Raw genomic sequence first — 22,352 nt, 5'->3', positions numbered from 1 at the left:
TCCGCGCTCGTACCCATGTGCTCGGCACCCACACATGGGACCACACTGAGAGACTGGGGCGCATGACGGAAGCCATCGCGTACGACGTCGTAGTGCTCGGAGCCGGACCTGTCGGCGAGAACGTCGCCGACCGCGCGCGAGCGGGCGGCCTGAGCGCCGCCATCGTGGAGAGCGAGCTCGTCGGGGGAGAGTGCTCGTACTGGGCGTGCATGCCCAGTAAGGCGCTGCTCCGCCCGGTGATCGCCCGCGCCGACGCACGCCGGGTGCCCGGCCTGCGCCAGGCGGTCCGGGGCCCGCTCGACGCCCCGGCGGTCCTCGCGCACCGCGACGACTACACCTCACATTGGAAGGACGACGGCCAGGTCGGCTGGCTGGAGTCCATCGGCATCGACCTGTACCGCGGCCACGGCCGCATCGACGGACCGCGCAGCGTCACGGTCACCGCCGAGGACGGCACGGTGACCACCCTCACGGCACGCCACGCGGTCGCCGTGTGCACGGGAACCCGCGCAGCCCTGCCCCCGCTCCCGGACCTCGACGCGGTCAAACCATGGACCAGCCGGGAGGCCACGAGCGCGGACCGGGCGCCGGGCCGCCTCATCGTGGTCGGCGGCGGCGTGGTCGCCACGGAGATGGCCACGGCCTGGCAGGCACTCGGCTCGCAGGTCACGGTGCTCGTGCGCGGGAGCGGCCTGCTGGAGCGCATGGAACCGTTCGCGGGCGAGCTGGTGGCCGACGCACTGCGGGAGGCGGGCGCGGAGCTCCGCACGGGCGTCTCGGTGACATCGGTGGAGCGCTCGCCCGCCGGTACGGTCACGGCGACCCTCGACGACGGCACGACACTCGAAGCCGACGAAATCCTCTTCGCGACCGGCCGCGCGCCGCGTACGGAGGACATCGGCCTGGAGACGGTGGGCCTGAAACCCGGCTCCTGGCTGGACGTCGACGACAGCCTCCGCGTCACGAACAGCACGTGGCTCTACGCCGTCGGCGACGCCAACCACCGCGCGCTCCTCACCCACCAGGGCAAGTACCAGTCACGCATCGCGGGCGCCGCGATCACGGCCCGCGCGCAGGGCGTCCCGCTCCTGGAGACCGACCGCTGGGGCGCCCACGCGGCGACGGCCGACACGTCCGCCGTCCCCCAGGTCGTCTTCACCGACCCCGAGGCCGCGAGCGCGGGCCTCACCCTCGCCGAGGCGGAGGCGGCGGGCCACCGCGTCCGCGCGGTCGACTACGACATGGCGAACGTGGCGGGCTCCGGCCTTTACGCCGACGGCTACCGCGGCATGGCCCGCATGGTGGTCGACCTCGACCGCGAGATCCTCCTGGGCGTCACGTTCGTCGGCCCCGCGGTCGGCGAACTCATCCACTCGGCGACGATCGCCATCGCGGGCGAGGTCCCGATCGACCGGCTGTGGCACGCGGTACCGGCGTATCCGACGATCAGCGAGGTGTGGTTGCGGTTGCTGGAGACGTATCGCGGCTAGATCGACGACGGACCGCCGAGCGCGTTTGAGACTCCCAGGGCATTCTGCGTACCGTCGGCCCCGCCGGGCGAAGCGGCGCCGGGCAAGGGGAGGGGTGACGCAGTCCGACAGCGTGCAGGAGTTCATGGTTACGGCGGTCCTCGTCGTGCTGCTCGGCGTCGTCTCCTCGCTCTGGCGGCGCCGAAAGCGGCGCGGGGAGCTGGGCAAGTACGACCAGTTCACGAAGCGGCTCGGCTGGCAGCTCATCGAGCGCCCCCGGAACGGGGACATCGCCAGGCTGATGCGTGACGAGCCGTTCCCGCCCGGCGGGGCCCCGGAACGACTTGCCTCCGACTACTGCTACGGCACTTACCTCGGCCGCCCTGCCTGCTCCTTCCAGGCCACCGTGCCCCGTTTGTCGTTCCCTGGAGCGGGCGACGACGACAGTGGCAAACCGATGGTCGTCGCCGCGTGGGCCACACAACTTCCCTACTCTGTCGGCGACTTCTCCGTACGCCGTGCAGGCCGCGTCTCGCGTGCCTTCGGTGGCCCTGACGACCTGCGCATCGGACACCCGGAGTTCGACGAACAGTTCACGGTCCGCGGGCTGCAGGAAGGTGCCGCTGTCGCCGCCCCAGGCAGGCAGTACTGCGGGCGACGCGCTGATCTGGCACGCACACGCGGAACTTGCCGCCACCAGAGCCCCCTACCACATCGAGGTCACCCAATCGCGACTGGACGTCGTACCCGATCTGACAGACCCGCGCTGGCAGCAGATGCTGGGCGACGGCGGGCAGGACAGGGTCTACCTGTGGAAGGTCACCTGCAACCCGCGAGCGAAGAGTATCGTCACAGCTTGCGGCACCATCGGGTCCGTGCCGGGCGGCGACGAGGGCGGGGTGGCGGTCGTAGGGCGATAGGTTTGGGGTAACCGCCCTGGCCCGACTGGCAGTTCCACCCGCTGCCGGGTCTTCCGCACGCGCGTAGACCCTGGCACGATCTGTGCCGATCCACCTGCGTCACAGTTGTCACACCCCGTTCAGGCACTGGCAGGAAGGGCCGCGATTCCCCATGCGTATCCGCTCCGCGCTCACCGCACTCGCCCTCACCACGGGCGCTCTCGTCGCCCCCGGGTTCGGCGTACTGGCGAACTCGACCGACGCGTTCGCCGCCACGAAGATCTCGCATGCGACGGCGACGTCGATGTTCAGGTCGGTCGGGATCACCTGGTCGTCGTCCGGCGGCTGTTCCGACCGGAATGTGTCCACGTGCACATCGTTCGACCAGCTCAATCTCGCCACCGCCCAGGGAGCCCAGACGCTGAAGACAGCCAGTGGGTGCGCGCTCAACATCACGGGTGGCACCGAGACCGGCCACGCGAGCGGCACGTACTCGCACTGGAACGGCTACAAGCTGGACTTCGGTAAGAACACCTGCGTCACGAGCTACGTCAAGAACCACTTCACCTACATCGGTCTGCGCGGCGACGGCGCTCCGCAGTACAAGGCCACGTCCGGCAACGTGTACGCGGACGAGGGAAACCACTGGGACGTGACGTTCTACAACTGTGGCGGCTGCTGACCGAGGGCCCCAACCTCGTTTGTCCGCCGTACCGTTGAAGAAGAAGGTGCCGTCATGAGCCGCGAGCCGGCAAGCCCCTCGTTCCCGCCCGCCAGACGTGCCGTCCTCGGTGGGACGCTGGCCCTCGCCGCCGCGGTGCTCGTGCCCGGCGCCGCCGTTGCCGCCGAGCGGCGGCCCGCCCGTGGTGCGCACGCGTCCACCGTCACCGACGCCACGTACGTCAACGACGCGACGACGTCGGGCGGCGACCCCTACGTGCTGTTCGACGAGCCCAGCGGCTACTACTACGCGTACTGCACGGGCGGTTCGGACGACGGCTTCTACTTCGGTGTGCACCGCTCGCCCGACCTGTCGACGTGGGAGCGGCTGCCCGGCGGTGCGTTGCGCGCCGATGACCCGAAGCAGTGGGGCAAGGACTGGTTCTGGGCGCCGGAGGTGTATCGGAACTCCGACACCGGTCTGTACTACCTGTTCTATGCGGCCCGCATGGGCAGCGCGCTTTCCGAACAGTACTTCGGCTACGCGGACTTCGAGGAGCCGTGCTCGATCGGGGTCGCCGTCTCCCGGACGCCCGATGGTCCGTTCCGCAACATCGACGACCGGCCGCTCGACTACCACCCGTACAAGCCGGATTACCACGACGTCAATCTGATCATGGGAGCCGACCAGCTCACCCCGCCGGCCACCGAGGAGGAGGGGCGCACCGCGCCGCTGGGCTCCTACATCCCGATGATCGACCCGAACCTGCTCTTCGACGAAGGGCGGATCTATCTGTACTTCTCCAGTAACGCCTACCGCAACTGGGTCTGGGACACCCGGCTCGGCAAGTACGTCGAGGAGTCCAATATCGCCGCCGTCGAGCTGACTACGGGTTGGTGGCGGGATCCCGAGGGCGCCACCATGCCAACCGTTGAGCCCCGTTACGTCGACGCCAACGCGGGGACCGAATCCGATGCGCGGCGCCGGGACGGGTTCGTGCCGGTCCTCACCTACGCGGCCGACCCCCAGCCGTGGGAGGACGCACACGTCAACGACCATGAGACGTCGGGTGGTTCGAAGAAGGACCGCCGCTGGGAAGAGGGCTCCACGGCCTGGCGGCACACGTACGTCCACGCCGGTGAGCGGCGCAGCGTCTACTACTTGACGTACTCAGCCAACAATTTCGAGAACGAGTACTACGGGGTGGGTTACGCCGTCGCGGAGCATCCGCTGGGCCCGTGGCGCAAATACGCGAACAACCCGGTGCTCTCGCAGAATCCCGACGTCGGGATGTACTCCACCGGCCACGGCAGTCAGACCTCATCGCCGGACGGCCGCGAGCTGTACTACGTGCACCACGGCCGTACGTCGCCCACGTCGCCCGACCGAGTCGTCTACACCGAGCGGCTGCGGATCGACGACCACCACGTGGACGCCGCGGGCCGCCCGCTGCTCACCATCGACCAGTCCACCGGCGACGAACCCGTGCCCACCGGAACCGCGCCGTTCACGCTCACCGCCCGACCGGCCGCGGTGCGCGTGGGCGAGACGGTGGACGTCGCCTGTGCGGTGCGCAGTGCCGCGGGCGCCGCGTTCGACCTGTCGGCGCCGGGGAATCGGGTGCGGGCCGAACTGCGGCCGGCCGGGCAGGCGTCGGTACGCGTCGAGGACGGCACGGTGACGCTGCGCGGGCTGCGCAAGGGCGCGGCACGGCTGACGCTGGTGTACCAGCGGCGCCGGGCTGACGGCTCGTACCGCGACGTGCACCAGGCGCGCCACGGGACCCGACCCCAGACGGTGAGGGTGACGGTGCCGGTCGTGGTGCGGTGAGTTCGGGGCCGTTCTGAGGGCGAGCACTCCGGCCGTAGATCGCGGTGCGGCGTCCGGTCGTCGACCGTGCCTACGGATGCGTGTCCGTGATCGCGATGACCTCGTCGAGGCGGTCCAGGGCGGCCTGGAGGTCGTCGGCCTTGGCCTGGATGCGGTCGCGCTCGGCGCGCAGCATGGCGCGTTGCTCGGCGTCGGTGTGCCCGGAGTCCCAACACGGGAGGAGTTCCGTGATCCTTCGGCTGGTCAGGCCGGCGGCGTACATCCGCTGGAAGAAGCGGACCAGGGAGATGGCGTCCTGCCGGTAGAGGCGCTGGCCGGAGGGGCTGCGCTCCGCGACGAGCAGCCCCTGCTGCTCGTAGTAGCGCACGGCGCGTACGGAGACGTCGGCACCCCGTGCCACCTCGCCGATGCGGATCAGCCGCTCGGCCGCGGACTCTGTGACGGTCATGTGATCCCTCTCACCCTGATCCTGGCGGGCGGCGCTTGCCTCTGACGTCAGCGTCAGGTTTTAGCGTACCGGACATGGACATCAACAACTCAGTCGCCCTCGTCACCGGAGCCAACCGCGGCCTGGGCCGCGCCTTCGCCCAGCGCCTGCTCGAACGGGGCGCCCGCAAGGTCTACGCGACGGCCCGCCGTCCGGAGACCGTCGACCTGCCCGGGGTCGAGGTGCTGCCCCTCGACATCGCCGATCCCGCATCCGTGAGGGCCGCCGCCGAGGCCGCCCCGGACGTCTCGCTGCTCGTCAACAACGCGGGGATCCAGACGGGGACCGACCTGGTGACCGGTTCGCTGGACGCGGTACGGCTCGAACTGGAGACCAACATGTTCGGCCACCTGGGAATGATCCGGGAGTTCGCGCCGGCGCTCGCCGGGAACGGCGGGGGCGCGATCGTCAACGTCCTCTCCGCGATGTCGTGGTTCGGGGGCGCGGGTGCCAACGCGTACCACCTGACCAAGGCCGCCGCCTGGGCCATGACCAACGGCGTCCGCCTGGAGCTGGCCGAGCAGGGCACGCTCGTGACGGCGGTGCACCTCGGCCTGGCCGACACCGACATGGCCTCCGGCTGGCCGGTGGCCAAGCTCGCGCCTGCGGACCTGGCAGACGCGGCGCTCGACGGCGTCGAGGCGGGCTCCACCGAGGTCCTCGCCGACCAGTGGAGCCGGGACGTCAAGGCCCGGCTGTCGCTGACGCCGGAAGAGTTCACCGCCGCGATGGACCGCGCGCTGGCGTCGCTGACGGCGGCCTGAGGAACCTCCGGCCGGCGGTGCATGGGTGAACCATGCGGCAGGGGTACGTTCCTGGGGCGCACCCCATATCCGCCGGCGGCAGCGCGCAACGACAGAGAAGGACCCAGGATGAGCGCACGTTTCGAGGAGATCGACTGGCGTCCGACGCCCATGGGCGAGATCAGCCTGCGAAGGCGGCGGGACCCGGTGTCGGGCCAGGACGTCTACGAGGTGAAGCTCGGTGACGAGTATCTGATGTCCAGCCTCTTCACCAAGGGGGAGGTCGAACTCACCCGACTCGGTCTGGCCGGGTCGGGTGAGGGGCAGCTCGACGTCGTCGTGGGCGGGCTCGGGCTCGGGTACACGGCCCGTACGGCGCTGGACGATCCGCGGGTGGGTTCGCTGATCGTCGTCGACGCGCTCGCGGAGGTGATCGACTGGCATCGGCGCGGGCTCGTACCCCTGGGCGAGGCCATCGCGTCTGACCCCCGGTGCCGATTGGTGCACGGGGACTTCTTCGCGATGGCGGCGGGGAGCACGGACGACGGCGCCGGTGCGGCCCCGCGCGGGTTCGACCCCGAGACTCCCGGTCGGCGCTTTCACGCGATCCTGCTGGACGTCGACCACTCGCCGCGGCACGTGCTGCACCCCAGCCATGCAGCGCTCTACAGCCAGGAAGGTCTGACCGCGCTGGCCGAACTGCTCCTTCCCGGCGGAGTGTTCGCGCTGTGGTCGAACGACCCGCCGGACGACGAGTTCGGCTCGGTGCTCGCGAAGGCCTTCGTGGAGACCTCCGCACACGTCGTCGAGTTCGACAACCCACTTCAGGGCGGGGCCTCGACCAACACCGTCTACGTCGCTCGCAATGCGGTGGCGTGACGGGGCGGGGCGCGATGAAGTCGGTCAGTGGCGTCTCAGTGCGTCTCAGTGCGTCTCAGTGTGTCGAGGACTCTTCCTTGGCGTATCGGTACAAGTCCTGTGACGTGTCGATCAGTTCCTTCTGTTCCTCTGCCGAGCCGACCATCGGCTGGGAGCCGTTGAGCGGCAACTGTGCGCTCTCCGGCAGGAACTTGACGGTGATCAGGCCGATGACCCCGGCCGCCATCAAGTAGTAGGCGGGCATCAGCTTGTTCCCGGTCGCGTTCACCAGCGCCTCCGTCACCAGTGGGGTGGTGCCTCCGAACGCCGCCACGGCGAAGTTGAAGCCGATGCCCATCGCCCCGTACCGCACCGCGGTCGGGAACAGCGCGGGCAGCGTGGCGGCGCTCGGCGCCGCGAAACACGCGAGGAGTGTGGACAGGATCAGCACGCCGAAGATGGGTGGCCAGGTGCCCGCCGACTTGATGAGGAGGAAGGCGGGGACGGCGAGGAAGATCATGGCGATCGCCGCGCCCGCGTACAGGGGGCGCCTGCCGATGTGGTCGCTGAGGCGCCCGAGGAAGGTGATGAGGATGACGATCCACACCATGCCGATGAGCACCAGGACGTCCGCCGAGCCGCTGGAGCGGTTGAGCGTTTCCGTCTGATAGGTCGGTAGATAGCCCGTGACCATGTAGTTCGTGACGTTGTAGAGCAGGACCAGGCCCATGCACACCAGCAGGGGGCGCCAGTGTGCGCGGACGATGGTCTTGAACTCGCTGCCGACCGAGTCCTGCGCGAGGTTCTTCTCGTGGTCGTCGAGCTGTTGCTGGAAGGCGGGGGATTCCTCCAGCTTCAGCCGCATGTACAGGCCGATGATCCCCAGCGGTCCCGCGATCAGGAACGGCAGGCGCCAGCCCCAGGACAACATCTGGTCGTCCGACAGAGCCGCGTTCAGCACGGTGACGAGCGCGGAGCCCAGGGCGTACCCGACGAAGGTGCCGAAGTCGAGCCAGCTGGAGAGGAAGCCACGTCGTCGGTCCGGCGAATACTCGGCGACGAAGGTGGTGGCTCCGCCGTATTCGCCACCGGTCGAGAAGCCCTGCACCATTCGGGCGACGAGCAGAAGAATGGGAGCGGCCATTCCGATCGTCTCGTAGCTCGGGATGAGTCCGATCGAGAATGTTCCGGCCGCCATCATGATCATGGTGGTGGCGAGCACCTTCTGCCGCCCGATGCGGTCACCGAGCGGCCCGAACACGAGGCCGCCGAGCGGTCGCACCACGAATGCGGCAGCAAATGTTGCGAAGGACGAGATCAGCTGGGCGCCAGGGGAGGCGCCGGGGAAGAACACCTTGCCGATGGTCGCGGCGAGATAGCTGTAGACGCCGAAGTCGAACCACTCCATGCAGTTGCCGAGCGCCGAGGCGCTGACAGCCCGCTTGAGCAGCGGTTTCTCGACGACCTGGACGTCCTGCTTGCGGTAGGCCCGCTTGGTGCGCCGCAGGCGGCGGGCGAGTTCCTCCCGTACGTGCTGGGGCATGCCCGCGACTGTCTCCGGCATACGCTTGCGGCCTCTGGTGCTCGGGCCGCCGGTCGGGCCGTCGGAAGGTGTGTGGGCCACGTGCCGATGCCGCCTCTCCCTGTCGTCCTCATCTCTGCTCGTCAGGGCCGAGTCTCCGCACATTGATCACTCGGCGCACTTCGGGACGGTTTCCCGACAACCGCTTCGGCACACCCTTCCGCCGTGTGTCGTCCAGGACGCGAAGAGGCAAGCGCGCCCGTGGCGGGGGTTCCGCCACGGGCGCGCGACGCCGTCTCACCGACGGCGGTGTTCTCGGTTCAGCAGCTCAGGTTGGCGCCCGGGTCGACACCGAGTACCTGGCTGAACTTCTTGTAGTTGTCGATACGGCTCTGGACCTGTCCGGGGTTCGCCCCGTTGCATTCCAGGGTGCCGTTGATGCTGCGGATGGTCTCGCCGAATCCGGCTCCGTCGACCATGGCGTTGTGCGGGGTCATGGTGCCGGGGCCGGTCTGCGTGTTCCAGTACCACAGGCCGGTCTTCCAGGCGACGGCCGCGTCGTTCTGCACGAGGTCGGGGTTGTTGAGCAGGTCGATGCCGAGCGCGTCGCCCGCGGTCTTGTAGTTGAAGTTCCAGCTGAGCTGGATCGGGCCGCGTCCGTAGTACTTGTCGGTGCCCGCCGGGCAGCCGTACGACTGCGAACTGTCGCAGTAGTGCGGGTAGTTGGAGGTGTCCTGCTCGACGACGTGGACCAGGCCGCCGGTTTCGTGGCTCACGTTGGCGAGGAAGGCGGCGGCCTCCTGCTTGCGCACGGTGTCGCTGCCCGTGCCGGTGAACCCCGGGTAGGCGCTGAGGGCGGCGGTCAGGCCTTCGTACGTGTAGAAGGAGTTCCGGCCCGGGAACATCTGGTCGAACTGGCTCTGGCTGACGACGAAGTCGGCCTGCGCGTCCACCTTTTCGGCGGACGCGGGGCCGGCCAGGGCCAGTGCCCCGAGGGTGGCGGCGGATGCGGTCGCGGACAGCAGAGTGAGCATGCGGAAGCGCATGGCGAAGCACTCCGATCGAGGGAGAGTGGTGGGGGGTTGGTGGGGGTGGGGGTGCGGCGCCGTGGGCCGTGACGGGCCGGGCGGGGCCCGCCGTGGGGGAAGACCCGCGGCGCCGCCGTACCGAGGTGCTCGCTCAGCCGCCCACGTTCACGTCGATGCAGGCGTAGAAGGCGTTCGCCGTGTCGGCGATGTTCCAGACGGCCAGCACCTTTTGATGCCCTGTCAGGGAACCGAAGTCGACGTCGTGGGTGACCGTGGCGCCGGGCTTCGCGCCGTTGTCGTTGAACTCGGCGATCTCCTGACCACCGGCGAAGTACTCCCAGGTGCTGGTGGCGTGCTGCGCCGTCAGCTTCCACTCGAAGGTGGTGTTACGGGAGACTGAAGTGACCTGCCAGCCCTTGGAGTCGTCGTCGAGTTCGGCGAACCGGCTGTTGCCGCCGCTGCAACTCGTCAGCCCCTTGGGGCCTTCGACGCTCTGCGGTTCGTTGGTGATCTCACCGCAGGAGACGGTGCCCGCCGCGCACTGCGCCTGCCGGCTGGGCGGGGTGGAGATGTAGCCGTGGGCGCTCGCCGAACCGGCGGGAAGGCTGATGGCGATGACCGGGGCGAGGGCCGCGCCGATGAGTGCGGCGGTCTTCCTTCTGGCGTTCATGCGTACTCCTTCACTTCAGGTCTTCCCGGGGCGTGCGTGAAGTGGGGGCGCACGCCCGGGTCGGCCTCTCGAGGGTGGGGCCAAGAGGCGCGAAGGTGGAGGCAGGAGGGAGTCCACCCGGCGGATGGCGCGGGTGAACCCTGAACTCCCTTGAGCTGAACGGCCGTTGCTTGGACTAGACCATACAAGTGGTCGTGAGCGTGTCAAGGTCTTCGCGGGGAACTCGGGCCCGGCGTGGACCGAGGGGCGGCCGTTATTCCAGCCACTCTCCGTCCCGCATGATGACGCGTCCGCGCAGTTCCGGCTCGCCACGCCAGGCGCGTACCGTCCGCGGGGCCACGCGTACGTACAGAAAGTCGCCGTCCTCCGCGCGCGGATCCCACCCGAACTTGTCCGTGAACGCGTCCGCCGCGCCCTCCGGTACTTCCTGGTCCGGGAAACACTCCGCCTCACCTTGGACGAGCAGTACGTCGAAGGTGTCCGGCAGCGACAGGTGCACGCGCGGTTCCACGCCGACGTTTCGCGCGGTCGCGGACGTGGCGCCGGTGCACAGCCACACCGCCCGCCCGTCCCACAGGAACCACAGCGGCACTTGGTGCGGGCCGTGCTCGGGGTGAGCCGACGACACCCATACGTCCCGTTCGGTGGCGAGCCGCTCCAGAGCATCGCGCGTTCGCTCCGCCCTCGGGCGGCGAACAATTCCTGTGGTCTCCATGCGGGCCGACCCTAGCCAGGCAGGCGCGACGCACGCCTCGGGCGCAGGACCTACTCCCAGCGACCGACACACCAAGCCCGCACACACCTGTGCCCCCGTATCCGCAGATACGGGGGCACAGGTGGGTGCGACTGGTGTGTCGGGGATCAGAGCCCCATCGAGGCCCGGAACTCCTCGAACGAGACCTGCCGGTCGCCGTCGGTGTCGATGGTGTCGATGAGGGCCTGCGCAGCCTCCGTGGTGACACCCGTGTCACCGAGCTCCGCGACGACCTGCCGGTACTCTTCGGCAGTCAACTGCCCGTCCCCGTCGACGTCGTACCGGTCGAAGACCTTCTGCGCCGCGGCTGCCATGTCGACCACGTGTGCCCCATTTCCTTGCTGTTTCAAGACCGCCCCCACTCTAGGACCTCCGCGGGCCGGCTCTTTCCCGCCCCACGTGATGCGGGAAATCCCCGACCCCGCACCGGGATTCCCGGGATGGCTGGCCGAGTTGGGCGTGGCTAGCCTCTCAACTCGTTGATCCGGTTCAACTCGTCGCACCCAGACCCGATGAGGCGCCGTCCCATGACCGAGCAGTCGCAGCTGTCCGAAACCGACCTCGAACCCGCACCCCGTATGTCCGAGCGGTACAAGAATTACATCGTCGGCATCTGCACGGCCGCCTACGTCCTGTCCTTCGTGGACCGGCAGGCCCTGTCGCTGATGATCGAACCCATCAAGCGTGATCTCAGCCTGACAGACACGCAGTTCAGTCTCCTGAGCGGGCTCGCCTTCTCCGTCCTGTACTCGGTGATGGGGCTGCCCATCGCGGCGCTCGCCGACCGCCGTTCGCGCCCCGTGATCATCTCCATCGGCATCGCGCTGTGGAGCCTTGCCACTGCGCTCTCCGGGCTGAGCAAGGGGTTCGCCCACATGTTCCTGGCCCGCGTCGGGGTGGGGGTGGGCGAGGCGTCGCTGACCCCGTCCGCGTACTCGATGTTCGCCGACATGTTTCCGAAGAGCAGGCTGGGCCGGGCGGCCGGAATCTACTCGCTCGGCTCGTTCATCGGAGGCAGCACCGCGTTCATCATCGGCGGGTACGTCATCGGGCTGCTCCAGGACGTCGACCAGGTGTCCCTGCCGCTCGTCGGCGACGTGCGCGCCTGGCAGTTGACGTTCTTCGTCATCGGTCTGCCCGGACTGCTCGTCGCGCTCGTGTTCCTGCTGACGGTCCGCGACCCGGTGCGGCGCGGACTGGCACGGGACTCCGCGGGAGCCGTACGGAAGGTGGCCATGCGCGACGTGTTCACGTTCCTGCGCAGCCATGCCCGGACGTTCATCTGTCACTACGCCGGATTCTCCTGCTACGCGATGGTGTTGCTCGGCCTCATGGCGTGGCTGCCGGCCTTCTACATGCGCGCGTTCGGACTGAGCGCGACCGAGGTCGGCTATGTGCTGGGCGGTGTCGTCCTGCTGGCCAACGGTTCAGGAGTGCTCTTCGGCGGATGGCTGGTCGACCGGCTCACCAAGCTCGGTCACCCGGACGGGGCGATGCGCGCCGGTGTCATCGGCGCGATCGGCATGCTCGTCCCGGTCATCGTCTTCCCGCACGTCAGACCCCTGTGGCTGTCGCTGGCGCTGCTCGTGGTGACGATGTTCTTCGCCTCGTTCCCGATGCCCGCGTCCACCGCCGCGATGCAGGTGCTCAGCCCGAACCAGATGCGCGCCCAGGTGTCCGCCGTCTTCCTGCTCATCTCGAACCTCACCGCCGTGGGCCTCGGCACGACGCTCGTCGCGCTGGTCACCGACGAACTGCTCGGGTCGAGCGAGCGCATCGGTACGTCCCTGTCACTCGTGTACGGCGTCGCTTCGGTCGGCAGCATCGTGCTGCTGTGGCGCGGCTGCGCACACTTCCGCCGCAGCCTCGCACGCGAGGAACGGCTCGCCGCGCAGGAACCGGACACCACGCTTCGTACGCTCAACTGAAGGGAACGGAAGCACACATGGACATCACCATTCTCGGCGGCGGGCACGGATGCTTCGCCGCGGCGGCGGAACTCGCGGAGAACGGCCACACCGTGCGCTGGTGGCGGCGGGACGCCAAGGCGCTGGACGGACTGCGCGAGCTCGGCGCCCTCGCGGTTCGCGATCACCGCGGCAGCAGGAAGGTACCGGTGAGCGACGCGGCACGCGCGGGGGTCATCCAGCCCGTCGCGGACCTCGCGGAAGCCGTACGCGGCGCGCGACTCGTCGTCGTACCGCTGCCGGCCACCGTGCACGAGGACCTGGCGGCCCGGGTGGCGCCGCTGCTCCAGGACGGGCAGGTGGTGTTCCTGCCGCCGGGCACGTTCGGAACGATGCTCTTCGCGAAGGCAATGGCGCAAGCGGGCAACACGGCGGACGTCGCGTTCGCCGAGACCGGCACGCTGCCCTATCTGGCGCGTACGCACGGACCGTACGAGGTGGTCGTGAGCGGGTATGCGACGCGGCTGCCCACCGGCGTCTTCCCCGCCCGCTCGTCCGACGCCGCGTTCCGCGTGCTGCGGGAGGCCTATCCGTCCGTCGAGCCGGTCGAGGACAGCCTCAGCGGCGCGCTCATGAATGCCGGTCCTGTGATCCATCCTCCGCTCATCCTCATGAACGCCGGTCCCCTGGAGCACAGTTCGTCCTGGGACATCCACAACGAAGGAACCCAGCCGTCCGTCCGGCGGGTCACCGACGCCCTGGACGCCGAACGGGTCGCGGTCCGCGAAGCGCTCGGCTACGCGGCCCCGCACTTCCCGCTCGCCGATCACTACGCGGCGGACGGCGACGAGTGGATGTACGGCCGCGCGGCCCACGAACGGCTCACGGACAGCGGCGACTGGCGGGAGCGGATCGACCTGCTCGGCCACCGCTACATGCTGGAGGACACCCGCCTCGGCCTGTCGTTCCTCGTGTCGGTGGGGCGCTGGGCCGACGTCAACACCCCCGTCGCGCAGGGCCTGTTGAGCGTCGCGTCCGCCGTCACCGGCAAGGACCTGTACGCCGAAGGACGCACGCTGGAGTCCCTCGGCCTGGACCGGCTCTCCCGTCCTGCACTGACCAAGCTGCTTCACGAAGGGGTGCCGGCATGACGGACACGGAGCGACGTATCGACGTGGTGGTGGTCGGCGCCGGGCGCATGGGGCAGGGCATCGCGCGTGCCTTCCTGACCGCGGGGCTCGATGTCACCCTCGCGGACGTCAAGGAGGCGGACGAGGACCGGGCGCACTACCGGAAGGCGGCCGAGCAACAGGTGAGGGCGCGCCTGCGATGCGAGGCCGGTTCCGGGCGACCGGCGACGCTCGCTGTGTGCGATCGCGAAGCGGCACAGGCCCGGCTCGCCGAGGCGGACGTCGTGTTCGAGGCCGTGCCCGAGGTCATCGAGGTCAAGCGGGACATCCTGTCGTGGGTCGACGCGCATGTGGCGGCCGACGCGCTCATCGCGTCGACGACCTCGACCTTCCTCGTCACCGAGATCGCCGACCTGGTCGGCGACGCGAGCCGGGTCCTGAATGCGCACTGGCTGAACCCCGCCGACCTCATGCCCCTCGTCGAGGTCAGCCGCAGCGACCGTACCGACCCCGCGCAGGTGGAGCGGATGACCGAACTGCTGCGCCGGATCGGGAAGATCCCCGTCGTCTGCGGCCCCGCGGCCGGCTACATCGTCCCCCGGCTCCAGGCCCTCGTGATGAACGAGGCCGCCCGCATGGTCGAGGAGGGCGTCGCGACCGCGGCCGACATCGACCTGGCGGTACGCGCGGGCCTCGGAACGCGCTTCTCCGTGCTCGGCCCGCTGGAATTCATCGACTGGGGTGGCGGAGACATCCTGTACTACGCCTCCCGCTACCTGACCGCCCAGCTCGGCGACCGGTTCCGCGCGCCGGCCGTCGTCGAGGAGAACATGGCGACCCACCGCCGCGGCCTCCAGGACCATGCCGGTTTCTACGCGTACGACCCGGAGAGCATCGCCGCGTACCAGGCGGGCCGCATGCGGGAGTTCGAGGAGCTTCTGAGCCTGCGCGGCCCCGAACTCCGCGCGGCGTCCCCGCTGTCGGAACGACCGGGGAGGCCTGCGGACAGCGACCGGTGAGCCGCTCCCGACGGCCGGCGCCCGGATTGTGCGTGCATTTACGGTCGTTGCTCGCTGCCCGGTTCCAACGCCGGCGCGGAGACGCCGAGATGGGAGCGGCACTGGGGGCGGGGTGCGTCCTTCAGGCGTGGGCGCACCGCACGTGGCCGGATGAACAGGGCTGCCGTGGCGGCGCCCAGCACGAACAGCACGGCGCAGCCGGCCGCCGCCCGGTGGAACGACGTGTCCACGGCCTCGGGCCGCGTATAGGCATCGCCCGACAGGCCGACGGCCAGCGGCAGCGCGGCCACCACCAACAGCTGCGCGACCCGCGCCGCCGTGTTGTTGACGCCGCTGGCGAGACCGGCGTGCTCCGGTTCCACCGACGCGAGGACCGTCGTCGTCAGCGGGGCCACGAAGAGGCTCATGCCGAGCCCGAGAACGGCGACCGCGGGCAGCACATCGGCCGCGTACGACGACCCCGGACCGACCCGCAGCATCAGCAGTACCCCGATCGCGGCGATGGCGGGCCCCACGACCAGCGGCGGCGTCGGCCCCACCCGGCGAGCCAGATCTCCGGCCCTCGGCGACAGCAGCAGCATCAGCGCCGTCACCGGCAAGGTGGCCACCCCGGCCTCCAACGCGTCGTAGCCCAGGGCGACTTGAAGATGGACGGGCAGCATGAACAGGATGCCGCCGATGCCCGCGTAGAGGCACAGTGTCATCGCGTTCGCGGCGCTGAACAGGCGCGAGCGGAACAGTGACGGCGGCAGCATCGGTGCGGCCCGCCGCCGCTCCACGGCCACGAAGGCGACACCGGCCACGACCCCGACGAGCGCGGCGAGGCCGGTCGCCACGGAGAACGTGCCGCCCGAGGACCCGATCAGCGCGTAGCTCACCCCGGCCAGACACACCGCCGCGAGCACGGCGCCGACCTGGTCGAACGGGGCGTCCGCGGCCGCGGTGTCCCGGCTCTCGGGCACGTACCGCACCGCGATGACCAGCACGACCACGGCGATCGGCACATTGATGAGGAAGATCCACCGCCACCCGGGCCCATCGATCAGCCACCCGCCGAGGAACGGTCCGAGCGCCCCCGCCACGCCCGTCAGCCCCGACCAGGCGCCCACCGCCCGCGCCTGGTCGTCGGGATGGAACACCGACCGCACCAACGCCAGCGATCCGGGTGTCAGCAGCGCCCCGCCGACTCCTTGCAGCGCCCGCGCCGCGATCAACGCGCCCTCGTTCGGCGCCAGCCCGCACGCCGCGGAGGCGACCGCGAACCATGCCACGCCCAGGACGAGCGCCCGTCGGCGGCCGATCCGGTCGCCCATCGCGCCGCCCCACAGGAGTAGCGCGGACAGCGTCAACATGTAGGCGTTGACGACCCATTGCAGCGCGGACAGAGAGGCGCCGAGGTCCCGCCCCATGGTCGGGAGGGCGACATTGACGACCGTCCCGTCGAGCATGGCCATGCCGGAGGCCAGCACCACACACGCGAGGATCCACCGCCCGCGCGCCGACGAGAGCCGGACTCCGGGGGCGGCGTCGGGAGTGGGGTCGGCCGTCGCTGCCATCGGCCACATTCTGGCGGAGCCGCCGTACGTACGCGACCGTCGGCGCCGGATCGGGCGTGGCAGGTCTTCTCGGGCGCGGCGACGAAGCCGCTGTTGGCGAGGAACACGCGAGCGCACCGCGCGCCGACTTCCAGCCGGTTTGGCGGCGGCTCCTGGCCCGCTCAGGTCGTGACGGGGCGGCAGGCCGCCCAGGCGGCGTCGATCATCCGGAAGGTCTCGTCGAGTGCGGAGTCCGGATCGGCCGCCTCGCGGGCCAGCGCGAACGCGTCGATCACGAATCTCGCGATCGTCCGGCAGGCCGTGGTGGTGTACGGCAGTTCGGGGTCGTCGGCGATGGCCGCGGCCAGCGACTCCGCGTGCCGCAGCCGCATCGACTCCTCGTACTCCCGCAGGGCCGACGACGACTCGATCATCTGCCAGATCGGTGCGGCGCTGTCCGATGTGCAGTGCCGGACCAGGGCCTCGATCTCGTGGCGCAGGGCGGGGACGAGCGGGTCGTGCGGCGCCCGGTCGGTGACCGCCCGCGTGAGGCGCTGCTCGAAGTTCTGGTCCTGCTCGAACACCAGGGCCTCTTTCGAGGCGAAGTGGGAGAAGACCGTGGTGACGGCGACGTCGGCCTCGGCGGCCACGTCTCGGATACCCACGGCGTCGTACCCGCGATCCAGGAAGAGCCGCAGGGCGGTCTCGGCGATGTTCTGGCGGGTCGCGGCCTTCTTGCGCTCGCGACGTCCGGACTGCGGCTCGGTCATGCCCGCACGCTAGCAGATGCGTGCTTGGAACAGTTTTGAAAAGCTATCGGTCGTGAAAACCTAACCGTTAGTGCTACGTTCGACGGTATGAGAAAAGTGAGCTTCGACGAGTTCGGCGGCCCGGACGTGCTGCACCTGATCGATGCCGAGGAGCCCCACGCGGGCCCGGGCCGAATACGCATCGCCGTGCGTGCGGCCGGTGTGAACCCCGTCGACTGGAGGATCCGCGAGGGGCAGGTCCTGGGCGCCCACCCGACCGAATTGCCCTCCGGGGTCGGGCTGGACGCCGCGGGCGTGGTGGACGAGGTCGGCGAGGGCGTCGAAGGGGTCGAGGTCGGGGACCGCGTGTTCGGTGAAGGCGTAGACACCTACGCCGAGTTCGCGGTGCTCACGGCCTGGGCGCGGATGCCGGATGGGCTCACGTTCGAAGAGGCCGCGGGGTACCCCTCCGTGGTGGAGACCGCGCTGCGCCTCATCCGTGAGGTCGGCGTCCGGCCGGGTCAGACGCTGCTCGTCAGCGGCGCGTCCGGGGGAGTGGGTTCGGCGGTGTCGCAGATCGCCCGCGACTGCGACATCAACGTGATCGGTACGGCCGGGGCGGCGAACCAGGACTACCTGCGCGGTCTGGGCGCCCACGCCACGACGTACGGAGAGGGCTGGGTGGAGCGGGTCCGGGAGTTCGGCCGGGTCGACGCGGCGCTCGACCTGGCCGGCTCGGGTGTGATCCCCGAACTCGTCGAACTGACCGGGGACCCCCGGAAGGTGATCTCCATCGCCGACCTCGGTGCGCCCGAGTTCGGGGTCCGGTTCTCCGGCGCGGCCGGGAGCGTGCCGGAAGCCCTCGCCGAGGCGGTGGCACTCATCTCGCGTGGGAAGCTGCACATCCCGGTCGAGAAGTCGTACACGCTGGCCGAGGCCGCGACGGCACACGTCGACAGCCACGCCGGGCACACGCGAGGACGCCGGGTCCTGGTCGTCTGAGCCGGTACTTCTCCGATGTCGTCAGAACGGCCCTAGTGCTGCTGCGGCTTCTGCGGGGTCGCCTCGCTGGGTCGGACGACCACGAACCCCTCGCCCTCCAGCATGAGTTGAACCGCTTCCCCAGAGCCGCCGCGGATCATCGAGCCGAGCGATTGCGAACGGTGCAGTGAGGTGCGCAGGCCGGCGGTCCACCCGACGACCGCGTCCGTGTCGACGTACACGGGCTGCTGCGGGGACACCGGCAGTACCAGCGGATTGCCCTCACAGACGAGTCCGAGCCGGCCGTGCCCGGTGAAGACGCTGTTGAACAGTCCGCCGCCGCTGATCCCGGCGCCCTTCACCGTCTTGATGTCGTACGTCAGGGTGGGGTCGAAGCAGAGCACGTTGCGGCCGTTGACGGTGAACACGTCGCCGGGCTCGATGTCCACGACGAACACGTTCTGCGCCTCTTGCGCGAACCATGCCTCGCCCTGACCACGCACCTTCATCACGGGAAGCCCCTCCCCGGTGACGGCGCGCTTCAGCATGCCGCCGACGCCCTGCCCCTTCCGCTCGAACGTCAGATTCCCCCGGTACGCGACCATCGCCCCCTGCCGGGCCATCATCTCGCCGTCGATCACATACCGGATCGACTTGGCGTTCTGGACGGTCATGCCCGGCGCGACGGCGGGCTGCACCATGTACTCATTCGCGAAAAGATCACCCTTCATGCGGGCATCGTGACCCGGAGCGCCTCGTTCCTACAAGGCTTGGGGCGCGGGGCGTTCGGGGTGATCGGGGCGATCCGACCGTGCTGGGCGGAGGATCACCTCGCTTCCGAGTGGCGTGAAGCCGCATGCCAAGAAGGCGCGGAGGGAACGCGCGTTGCCGGGGGACACCGCGGCGAAGACCGGTTCGCCGTCGTGGACCAGGGAGAGGGCGTCGGCGAGGAGGGAGCGTCCGTGTCCTCGGCCGCCGCCGTGGGACGCGTGGAGGTCGATGCTCAGCTCGCGGCGTCCCGCGAGGCCGTCGGCGAGGGTGATGAGGCCTCGCTCGTCGCCGTGGACCTCGACATGTGCCCGCAGTTCGCGGGCGTGGAGCACACGTGGGTGGTCAGTCACGTCGTGCGTCAGGTCTGCCAGACGTGGGGTGCCTCCGGTGCCCCGCGCGGTGAGGGTCGCGTCGGTGCAGCCGATCCATCCGGCGGGTCCGGCGAGGTACCGCAGGAAGTCGGGGGCCAGGGAGGCACCGTAGCCGTCGGGGGCGTGTCCTTGTACGTCGGCGGTGGGCAGGGCCGTGGCGACGACCGCGTGTCCGGTGAACGCGACGGAGCATTCCAGGCCGCCGGGCAGTGGCGGCAGCACGGTCACACCGCCGTCGCAGGGCGGGAATCCACCGTCGGACGCGCGGGTGAAGTACGCGAGGAGCGGATGCGGTTCAGTCACGGGAGTGCATTGTGCACTGTTCCCGCTGATGCCGATGCCGGTCTCGCACGGGCGGGCCTGAACACCCTCAGTCGCGTCGGCCGCGGGGCTCGCGCTTGGTTGCCTTCAGGATGACGAACTTCGCGTTGCTGGCCACCAGTTGGCTGTTGCCGAAGAGGTGGCGAAGTTTTACGTGGTAGCCGAGGTGGCGGTTGCCGACCACCCACAGTTCGCCGCCGGGGCGGAGGGCCGCGCGGGCCTGGGTGAACATGCGGTGGGCTGTCGCGTCCGTGGTGGCCTGGTGGGTGTGGAACGGGGGGTTGTTGAGGATCAGGTCCACGGAGCCGGGAGGTGTGTCGGCGAGGCCGTCGGCGACGCGGAAGTCGGCCTTGCCGGGGCGGTCGCCGACGTTCTCCGCGTACGTGGCCCGCGCCGAAGCCACCGCCTGGTGCGACTCGTCGGTGAAGACGACGTCCGCGTTCGGGTGGGTGAGCGCGGCGCTCGTACCCACGACACCGTTGCCGCAGCCCAGGTCCACGATCGTGCGTGCGTCGGTGCCCTGGGGGAGGTGCTGGAGGAGGAAGCGCGTGCCGATGTCGAGGTGCTCCGCGCAGAACACGCCCGCGTGGTTGACGACCGGGCGGGACGACAACGGGCCGATGCCGGACGGGAGTTGATAGGTGTGCGGCCACGGATTCGGCGCCGGGGTGAGGGACGGGTCCGGCTCGGTGAAGATGAGGCGCGCCTTCTTCTCCGCCAGTGACGTGCGCGTCGGGCCGATGATCCGCTCGAACAGGTTCAGCGTCGACGTGTGGATCTCCTTCACCATGCCGGTGCCGATCACCACCGTGTTCGCGTGCACGGCGGGGCGCAGGCGGTGCAGCTGGTCCTCGAGCAGGGCGAGGCTCTTCGGGACGCGAATCAGAAGGACGTCGATGCGCTGGGGCGGGGTGTCCTGCGTGGTGAGGAGACGGGCCGCTCCCGCGTGCTCGTTCCGCGTCAGGTTCGCGTACGTCGCCTGATGGCCGAGGTACGAGTCCGAGATCGGGGTCGGCGTGCAGCCCGGGATCCCCGTGAGTGCCGTGGCCAGAGCGCCCCAGCGGTCGCCCACCACCGTCACCGCCCCGGTCAGGTCCGTCTCCGTCTCGGCGAGGTGCCGCAGGAGGTACGTGTCCGCGGCGTCCCACGCGCGCAGCAGGTCGCGGGGGTTCTCCGGGAAGCGGGTGAGGTCGACGTCTCCCCAGGGCGTGGTCAGCCGGGGGGCCGGCGCGGGCTGAGCGGGCTGATCTGTGCGGTTCATCGTTCAGCAAGGCTAGCCGAGTCACGGCGCGGTCGGATCGCCGTCCGCCGGCGGTGAACACCGGCCCGACCTGGCGGGAAGCGCACTACGGTCCAGACTCATGACGACGGTAACCACACGTACGGTCGAGTACGCGGCCGATTCCCTCACGATGACCGGACACCTCGCACTCCCCGCCGGTGATGACCGCCGCCCCGCCGTCCTGATCGGGCCCGAGGGGACGGGGCTCAGCGACGTCGAGCGACACCGAGCCGATGCCCTGGCCGAGCTGGGATACGTGGCGCTGGCCTTCGACCTCCACGGCGGGCGCTATCTGGGCGACCCCGAGGAGATGCTGGCCCGGTGCATGCCGCTGCTCGCCGACCCCGACAGGATGCGGGGCATCGGCCACGCGGCACTCGGGGTGCTGCGCGCGGAGCCGCGGACCGACCCCGACCGGATCGCTGCTGTCGGCTACGGCACCGGGGGTGCGATCGCGCTGGAACTCGGACGCGACGGCGTCGACTTGCGGGCGATCGGAACGGTCAACGCAGTGACCACGGGCCGACCGGGCGAGGCGGCACACATTCGCTGCCCCGTGTGGGCGGGGGTCGGGTCGGAAGACCCGATCATGACGCCCGCCCAACGGGAAGCGTTCGCCGCCGAGATGCAGGCAGCGGGCGTCGACTGGCGCCTCGCGGTCTACGGCGGTGCCTTGCATGCCTTCCACCACCCGCCGGTCGACCACCCCATGGTCCCCGGCGTAGGTCACCACCCCCGGCACGCGCGGCGCGCCTGGCGCGACATCGTCGACCTGCTCGCCGAGTGCGTGCCCGTAACGGAGTGACTTCTAGTTGAAGTCGCCCGCGAGGGCCGACGCCATTCGCAGGTGCGGTCCCGCCTCGTCGGTCCGGCCCTGGCGCTCCAGCGTGCGGCCGAGCATCAGGCGGGCGTAGTGCTCCACCGGGTCGCGCTCCACGATGGTGCGCAACTCGGTCTCGGCGCGGCGCAGTTGGGCCGAGTGGTAGTACGAACGGGCCAGGAGGAGGCGGGGACCGGTCTGCTCGGGAACCTCCTCGACGAGACCGTCGAGGATCCGGGCGGCGTTCGCGTACTCCTTCGCGTCGAAGAACATCTGGGCACGGTCCCAGCGCTCCGCGGCCGTCCCGTGCGTGTAGTACTTCTGCTCCACTGTCTCCTCCTTGCTCGACACCTCCAACGGAGGTACCGGGTGGGGTATTCCCGGGTGTCCGTCGCCCGGTTCGTGGCGTCGGCCATGTTGACTCACTGCGGGTGACACGTATGTTGCTGTGCGTCCCTTCTTCGACTCGCGCACAGTTCGGTCCCGCAAGGCCCACGGGTCCCCTCGGCCCCGTGGGGCCCCACGCCCTCCGTGCAATGGGAGTC

23 protein-coding genes are annotated in these 22,352 nt (G+C 69.9%); 11 read left to right on the top strand and 12 right to left on the bottom strand.

Annotated features, from left to right (window positions below):
* Positions 1–62: 62 nt before the first annotated feature.
* The 4 genes from ABT004_RS02015 (at position 63) to ABT004_RS02000 (ending at position 4,859) form a co-directional block, all read left to right on the top strand.
* On the top strand, positions 63–1,490 hold the full coding sequence (locus tag ABT004_RS02015; protein WP_351330864.1) for a dihydrolipoyl dehydrogenase family protein: 1,428 nt from the start codon (positions 63–65) through the stop codon (positions 1,488–1,490).
* A gap of 524 nt (positions 1,491–2,014) precedes the next feature.
* Positions 2,015–2,389 carry a hypothetical protein gene (locus tag ABT004_RS02010; RefSeq protein ID WP_351330862.1) on the top strand — a complete coding sequence of 125 codons (375 nt, stop codon included), beginning with the start codon at positions 2,015–2,017 and terminating at the stop codon, positions 2,387–2,389.
* A gap of 151 nt (positions 2,390–2,540) precedes the next feature.
* Positions 2,541–3,050: a hypothetical protein gene (locus ABT004_RS02005; RefSeq protein ID WP_351330860.1), complete on the top strand. Its 510-nt coding sequence runs from the start codon at positions 2,541–2,543 to the stop codon at positions 3,048–3,050.
* 54 nt (positions 3,051–3,104) lie between these two features.
* Positions 3,105–4,859, top strand: coding sequence for a family 43 glycosylhydrolase (locus tag ABT004_RS02000; RefSeq protein WP_351330858.1), 1,755 nt, complete (start codon positions 3,105–3,107; stop codon positions 4,857–4,859).
* A 70-nt stretch (positions 4,860–4,929) separates the two neighbouring features.
* Here ABT004_RS02000 and ABT004_RS01995 read toward each other — a convergent pair whose 3' ends face one another.
* The gene (locus ABT004_RS01995) at positions 4,930–5,307 is read right to left on the bottom strand and encodes a MerR family transcriptional regulator (RefSeq protein ID WP_351330856.1); all 378 of its coding nucleotides are present in this window, start codon (positions 5,305–5,307) and stop codon (positions 4,930–4,932) included.
* 74 nt (positions 5,308–5,381) lie between these two features.
* Between ABT004_RS01995 and ABT004_RS01990 the strand changes: the two genes are divergently transcribed.
* A complete protein-coding gene (locus ABT004_RS01990) occupies positions 5,382–6,110 on the top strand; it encodes an SDR family oxidoreductase (protein ID WP_351330854.1) in 729 nt (242 codons plus the stop codon).
* Positions 6,111–6,218: 108 nt separating this feature from the next.
* Positions 6,219–6,968 carry a polyamine aminopropyltransferase gene (locus ABT004_RS01985; RefSeq protein WP_351330852.1) on the top strand — a complete coding sequence of 250 codons (750 nt, stop codon included), beginning with the start codon at positions 6,219–6,221 and terminating at the stop codon, positions 6,966–6,968.
* Positions 6,969–7,023: 55 nt separating this feature from the next.
* On the opposite strand, the gene proP is transcribed toward ABT004_RS01985, so the two are convergent.
* From proP to ABT004_RS01960, 5 genes are all read right to left on the bottom strand, one after another.
* Positions 7,024–8,490, bottom strand: a complete 1,467-nt coding sequence (gene proP / locus ABT004_RS01980; RefSeq protein WP_351330850.1) for a glycine betaine/L-proline transporter ProP — start codon at positions 8,488–8,490, stop codon at positions 7,024–7,026.
* 299 nt (positions 8,491–8,789) lie between these two features.
* Entirely contained in the window at positions 8,790–9,515 is a 726-nt protein-coding gene (locus ABT004_RS01975; protein WP_351330848.1) for a chitinase, read from the bottom strand.
* Between the two features lie 133 nt (positions 9,516–9,648).
* The gene (locus ABT004_RS01970; RefSeq protein WP_351330846.1) at positions 9,649–10,167 is read right to left on the bottom strand and encodes a lytic polysaccharide monooxygenase auxiliary activity family 9 protein; all 519 of its coding nucleotides are present in this window, start codon (positions 10,165–10,167) and stop codon (positions 9,649–9,651) included.
* Between the two features lie 253 nt (positions 10,168–10,420).
* Positions 10,421–10,882: a pyridoxamine 5'-phosphate oxidase family protein gene (locus ABT004_RS01965; protein WP_351330844.1), complete on the bottom strand. Its 462-nt coding sequence runs from the start codon at positions 10,880–10,882 to the stop codon at positions 10,421–10,423.
* 146 nt (positions 10,883–11,028) lie between these two features.
* Complete coding sequence (locus ABT004_RS01960) at positions 11,029–11,235, bottom strand: EF-hand domain-containing protein (RefSeq protein ID WP_351330961.1); 207 nt, start codon at positions 11,233–11,235, stop codon at positions 11,029–11,031.
* A gap of 213 nt (positions 11,236–11,448) precedes the next feature.
* On the opposite strand from ABT004_RS01960, the gene ABT004_RS01955 reads away from it, so the two are divergent.
* Genes ABT004_RS01955 through ABT004_RS01945 form a run of 3 tightly spaced genes read left to right on the top strand, consistent with a single transcriptional unit; the run spans position 11,449 to position 14,977 of the window.
* On the top strand, positions 11,449–12,849 hold the full coding sequence (locus tag ABT004_RS01955; protein WP_351330842.1) for a spinster family MFS transporter: 1,401 nt from the start codon (positions 11,449–11,451) through the stop codon (positions 12,847–12,849).
* 17 nt (positions 12,850–12,866) lie between these two features.
* The gene (locus ABT004_RS01950; RefSeq protein WP_351330840.1) at positions 12,867–13,979 is read left to right on the top strand and encodes an NAD/NADP-dependent octopine/nopaline dehydrogenase family protein; all 1,113 of its coding nucleotides are present in this window, start codon (positions 12,867–12,869) and stop codon (positions 13,977–13,979) included.
* Positions 13,976–14,977 (top strand): 3-hydroxyacyl-CoA dehydrogenase NAD-binding domain-containing protein, encoded by a 1,002-nt coding sequence (locus tag ABT004_RS01945; RefSeq protein WP_351330838.1) that lies wholly within the window; start codon positions 13,976–13,978, stop codon positions 14,975–14,977. The genes ABT004_RS01950 and ABT004_RS01945 overlap by 4 nt, the downstream gene beginning before the upstream one ends.
* 38 nt (positions 14,978–15,015) lie before the next feature.
* On the opposite strand, the gene ABT004_RS01940 is transcribed toward ABT004_RS01945, so the two are convergent.
* The gene (locus tag ABT004_RS01940) at positions 15,016–16,533 is read right to left on the bottom strand and encodes an MFS transporter (RefSeq protein ID WP_351330836.1); all 1,518 of its coding nucleotides are present in this window, start codon (positions 16,531–16,533) and stop codon (positions 15,016–15,018) included.
* A gap of 161 nt (positions 16,534–16,694) precedes the next feature.
* Positions 16,695–17,282: a TetR/AcrR family transcriptional regulator gene (locus ABT004_RS01935; protein ID WP_351330834.1), complete on the bottom strand. Its 588-nt coding sequence runs from the start codon at positions 17,280–17,282 to the stop codon at positions 16,695–16,697.
* 87 nt (positions 17,283–17,369) lie between these two features.
* On the opposite strand from ABT004_RS01935, the gene ABT004_RS01930 reads away from it, so the two are divergent.
* On the top strand, positions 17,370–18,263 hold the full coding sequence (locus tag ABT004_RS01930; RefSeq protein WP_351330832.1) for an NADP-dependent oxidoreductase: 894 nt from the start codon (positions 17,370–17,372) through the stop codon (positions 18,261–18,263).
* A gap of 32 nt (positions 18,264–18,295) precedes the next feature.
* On the opposite strand, the gene ABT004_RS01925 is transcribed toward ABT004_RS01930, so the two are convergent.
* The 3 genes from ABT004_RS01925 to ABT004_RS01915 all read right to left on the bottom strand — a co-directional run bounded on the left by ABT004_RS01925 (position 18,296) and on the right by ABT004_RS01915 (position 20,966).
* On the bottom strand, positions 18,296–18,973 hold the full coding sequence (locus ABT004_RS01925; protein ID WP_351330830.1) for an AIM24 family protein: 678 nt from the start codon (positions 18,971–18,973) through the stop codon (positions 18,296–18,298).
* Positions 18,974–19,003: 30 nt separating this feature from the next.
* Positions 19,004–19,687 (bottom strand): hypothetical protein, encoded by a 684-nt coding sequence (locus ABT004_RS01920; RefSeq protein WP_351330828.1) that lies wholly within the window; start codon positions 19,685–19,687, stop codon positions 19,004–19,006.
* Positions 19,688–19,754: 67 nt separating this feature from the next.
* A complete protein-coding gene (locus ABT004_RS01915; protein ID WP_351330826.1) occupies positions 19,755–20,966 on the bottom strand; it encodes a methyltransferase in 1,212 nt (403 codons plus the stop codon).
* Positions 20,967–21,066: 100 nt separating this feature from the next.
* On the opposite strand from ABT004_RS01915, the gene ABT004_RS01910 reads away from it, so the two are divergent.
* Positions 21,067–21,792 carry a dienelactone hydrolase family protein gene (locus ABT004_RS01910; protein WP_351330824.1) on the top strand — a complete coding sequence of 242 codons (726 nt, stop codon included), beginning with the start codon at positions 21,067–21,069 and terminating at the stop codon, positions 21,790–21,792.
* A 3-nt stretch (positions 21,793–21,795) separates the two neighbouring features.
* Here the strand turns inward: ABT004_RS01910 and ABT004_RS01905 are convergent, their stop codons facing one another.
* Positions 21,796–22,080, bottom strand: coding sequence for a tetratricopeptide repeat protein (locus tag ABT004_RS01905; protein WP_451187729.1), 285 nt, complete (start codon positions 22,078–22,080; stop codon positions 21,796–21,798).
* Between the last annotated feature and the right edge of the window lie 272 nt (positions 22,081–22,352).

The sequence above is a fragment of the Streptomyces sp. NPDC002790 genome (assembly GCF_040295505.1).
In the GTDB taxonomy this organism is placed as follows: domain Bacteria; phylum Actinomycetota; class Actinomycetes; order Streptomycetales; family Streptomycetaceae; genus Streptomyces.
The sequence above is the reverse complement of the archived record's forward strand: the minus strand, read 5'-3'. Positions and strand labels throughout refer to the sequence as shown.

Coding starts and splice junctions, on each gene's coding strand:
- ABT004_RS02015 (WP_351330864.1), top strand. CDS start 63: ATGACGGAAGCCATCGCGTACGACGTCGTAGTGCTCGGAGCCGGACCT.
- ABT004_RS02005 (WP_351330860.1), top strand. CDS start 2,541: ATGCGTATCCGCTCCGCGCTCACCGCACTCGCCCTCACCACGGGCGCT.
- ABT004_RS02000 (WP_351330858.1), top strand. CDS start 3,105: ATGAGCCGCGAGCCGGCAAGCCCCTCGTTCCCGCCCGCCAGACGTGCC.
- ABT004_RS01995 (WP_351330856.1), bottom strand. CDS start 5,307: ATGACCGTCACAGAGTCCGCGGCCGAGCGGCTGATCCGCATCGGCGAG.
- ABT004_RS01990 (WP_351330854.1), top strand. CDS start 5,382: ATGGACATCAACAACTCAGTCGCCCTCGTCACCGGAGCCAACCGCGGC.
- ABT004_RS01985 (WP_351330852.1), top strand. CDS start 6,219: ATGAGCGCACGTTTCGAGGAGATCGACTGGCGTCCGACGCCCATGGGC.
- proP (WP_351330850.1), bottom strand. CDS start 8,490: ATGCCCCAGCACGTACGGGAGGAACTCGCCCGCCGCCTGCGGCGCACC.
- ABT004_RS01975 (WP_351330848.1), bottom strand. CDS start 9,515: ATGCGCTTCCGCATGCTCACTCTGCTGTCCGCGACCGCATCCGCCGCC.
- ABT004_RS01970 (WP_351330846.1), bottom strand. CDS start 10,167: ATGAACGCCAGAAGGAAGACCGCCGCACTCATCGGCGCGGCCCTCGCC.
- ABT004_RS01965 (WP_351330844.1), bottom strand. CDS start 10,882: ATGGAGACCACAGGAATTGTTCGCCGCCCGAGGGCGGAGCGAACGCGC.
- ABT004_RS01960 (WP_351330961.1), bottom strand. CDS start 11,235: ATGGCAGCCGCGGCGCAGAAGGTCTTCGACCGGTACGACGTCGACGGG.
- ABT004_RS01955 (WP_351330842.1), top strand. CDS start 11,449: ATGACCGAGCAGTCGCAGCTGTCCGAAACCGACCTCGAACCCGCACCC.
- ABT004_RS01950 (WP_351330840.1), top strand. CDS start 12,867: ATGGACATCACCATTCTCGGCGGCGGGCACGGATGCTTCGCCGCGGCG.
- ABT004_RS01945 (WP_351330838.1), top strand. CDS start 13,976: ATGACGGACACGGAGCGACGTATCGACGTGGTGGTGGTCGGCGCCGGG.
- ABT004_RS01940 (WP_351330836.1), bottom strand. CDS start 16,533: ATGGCAGCGACGGCCGACCCCACTCCCGACGCCGCCCCCGGAGTCCGG.
- ABT004_RS01935 (WP_351330834.1), bottom strand. CDS start 17,282: ATGACCGAGCCGCAGTCCGGACGTCGCGAGCGCAAGAAGGCCGCGACC.
- ABT004_RS01930 (WP_351330832.1), top strand. CDS start 17,370: ATGAGAAAAGTGAGCTTCGACGAGTTCGGCGGCCCGGACGTGCTGCAC.
- ABT004_RS01925 (WP_351330830.1), bottom strand. CDS start 18,973: ATGAAGGGTGATCTTTTCGCGAATGAGTACATGGTGCAGCCCGCCGTC.
- ABT004_RS01915 (WP_351330826.1), bottom strand. CDS start 20,966: ATGAACCGCACAGATCAGCCCGCTCAGCCCGCGCCGGCCCCCCGGCTG.
- ABT004_RS01910 (WP_351330824.1), top strand. CDS start 21,067: ATGACGACGGTAACCACACGTACGGTCGAGTACGCGGCCGATTCCCTC.
- ABT004_RS01905 (WP_451187729.1), bottom strand. CDS start 22,080: ATGTTCTTCGACGCGAAGGAGTACGCGAACGCCGCCCGGATCCTCGAC.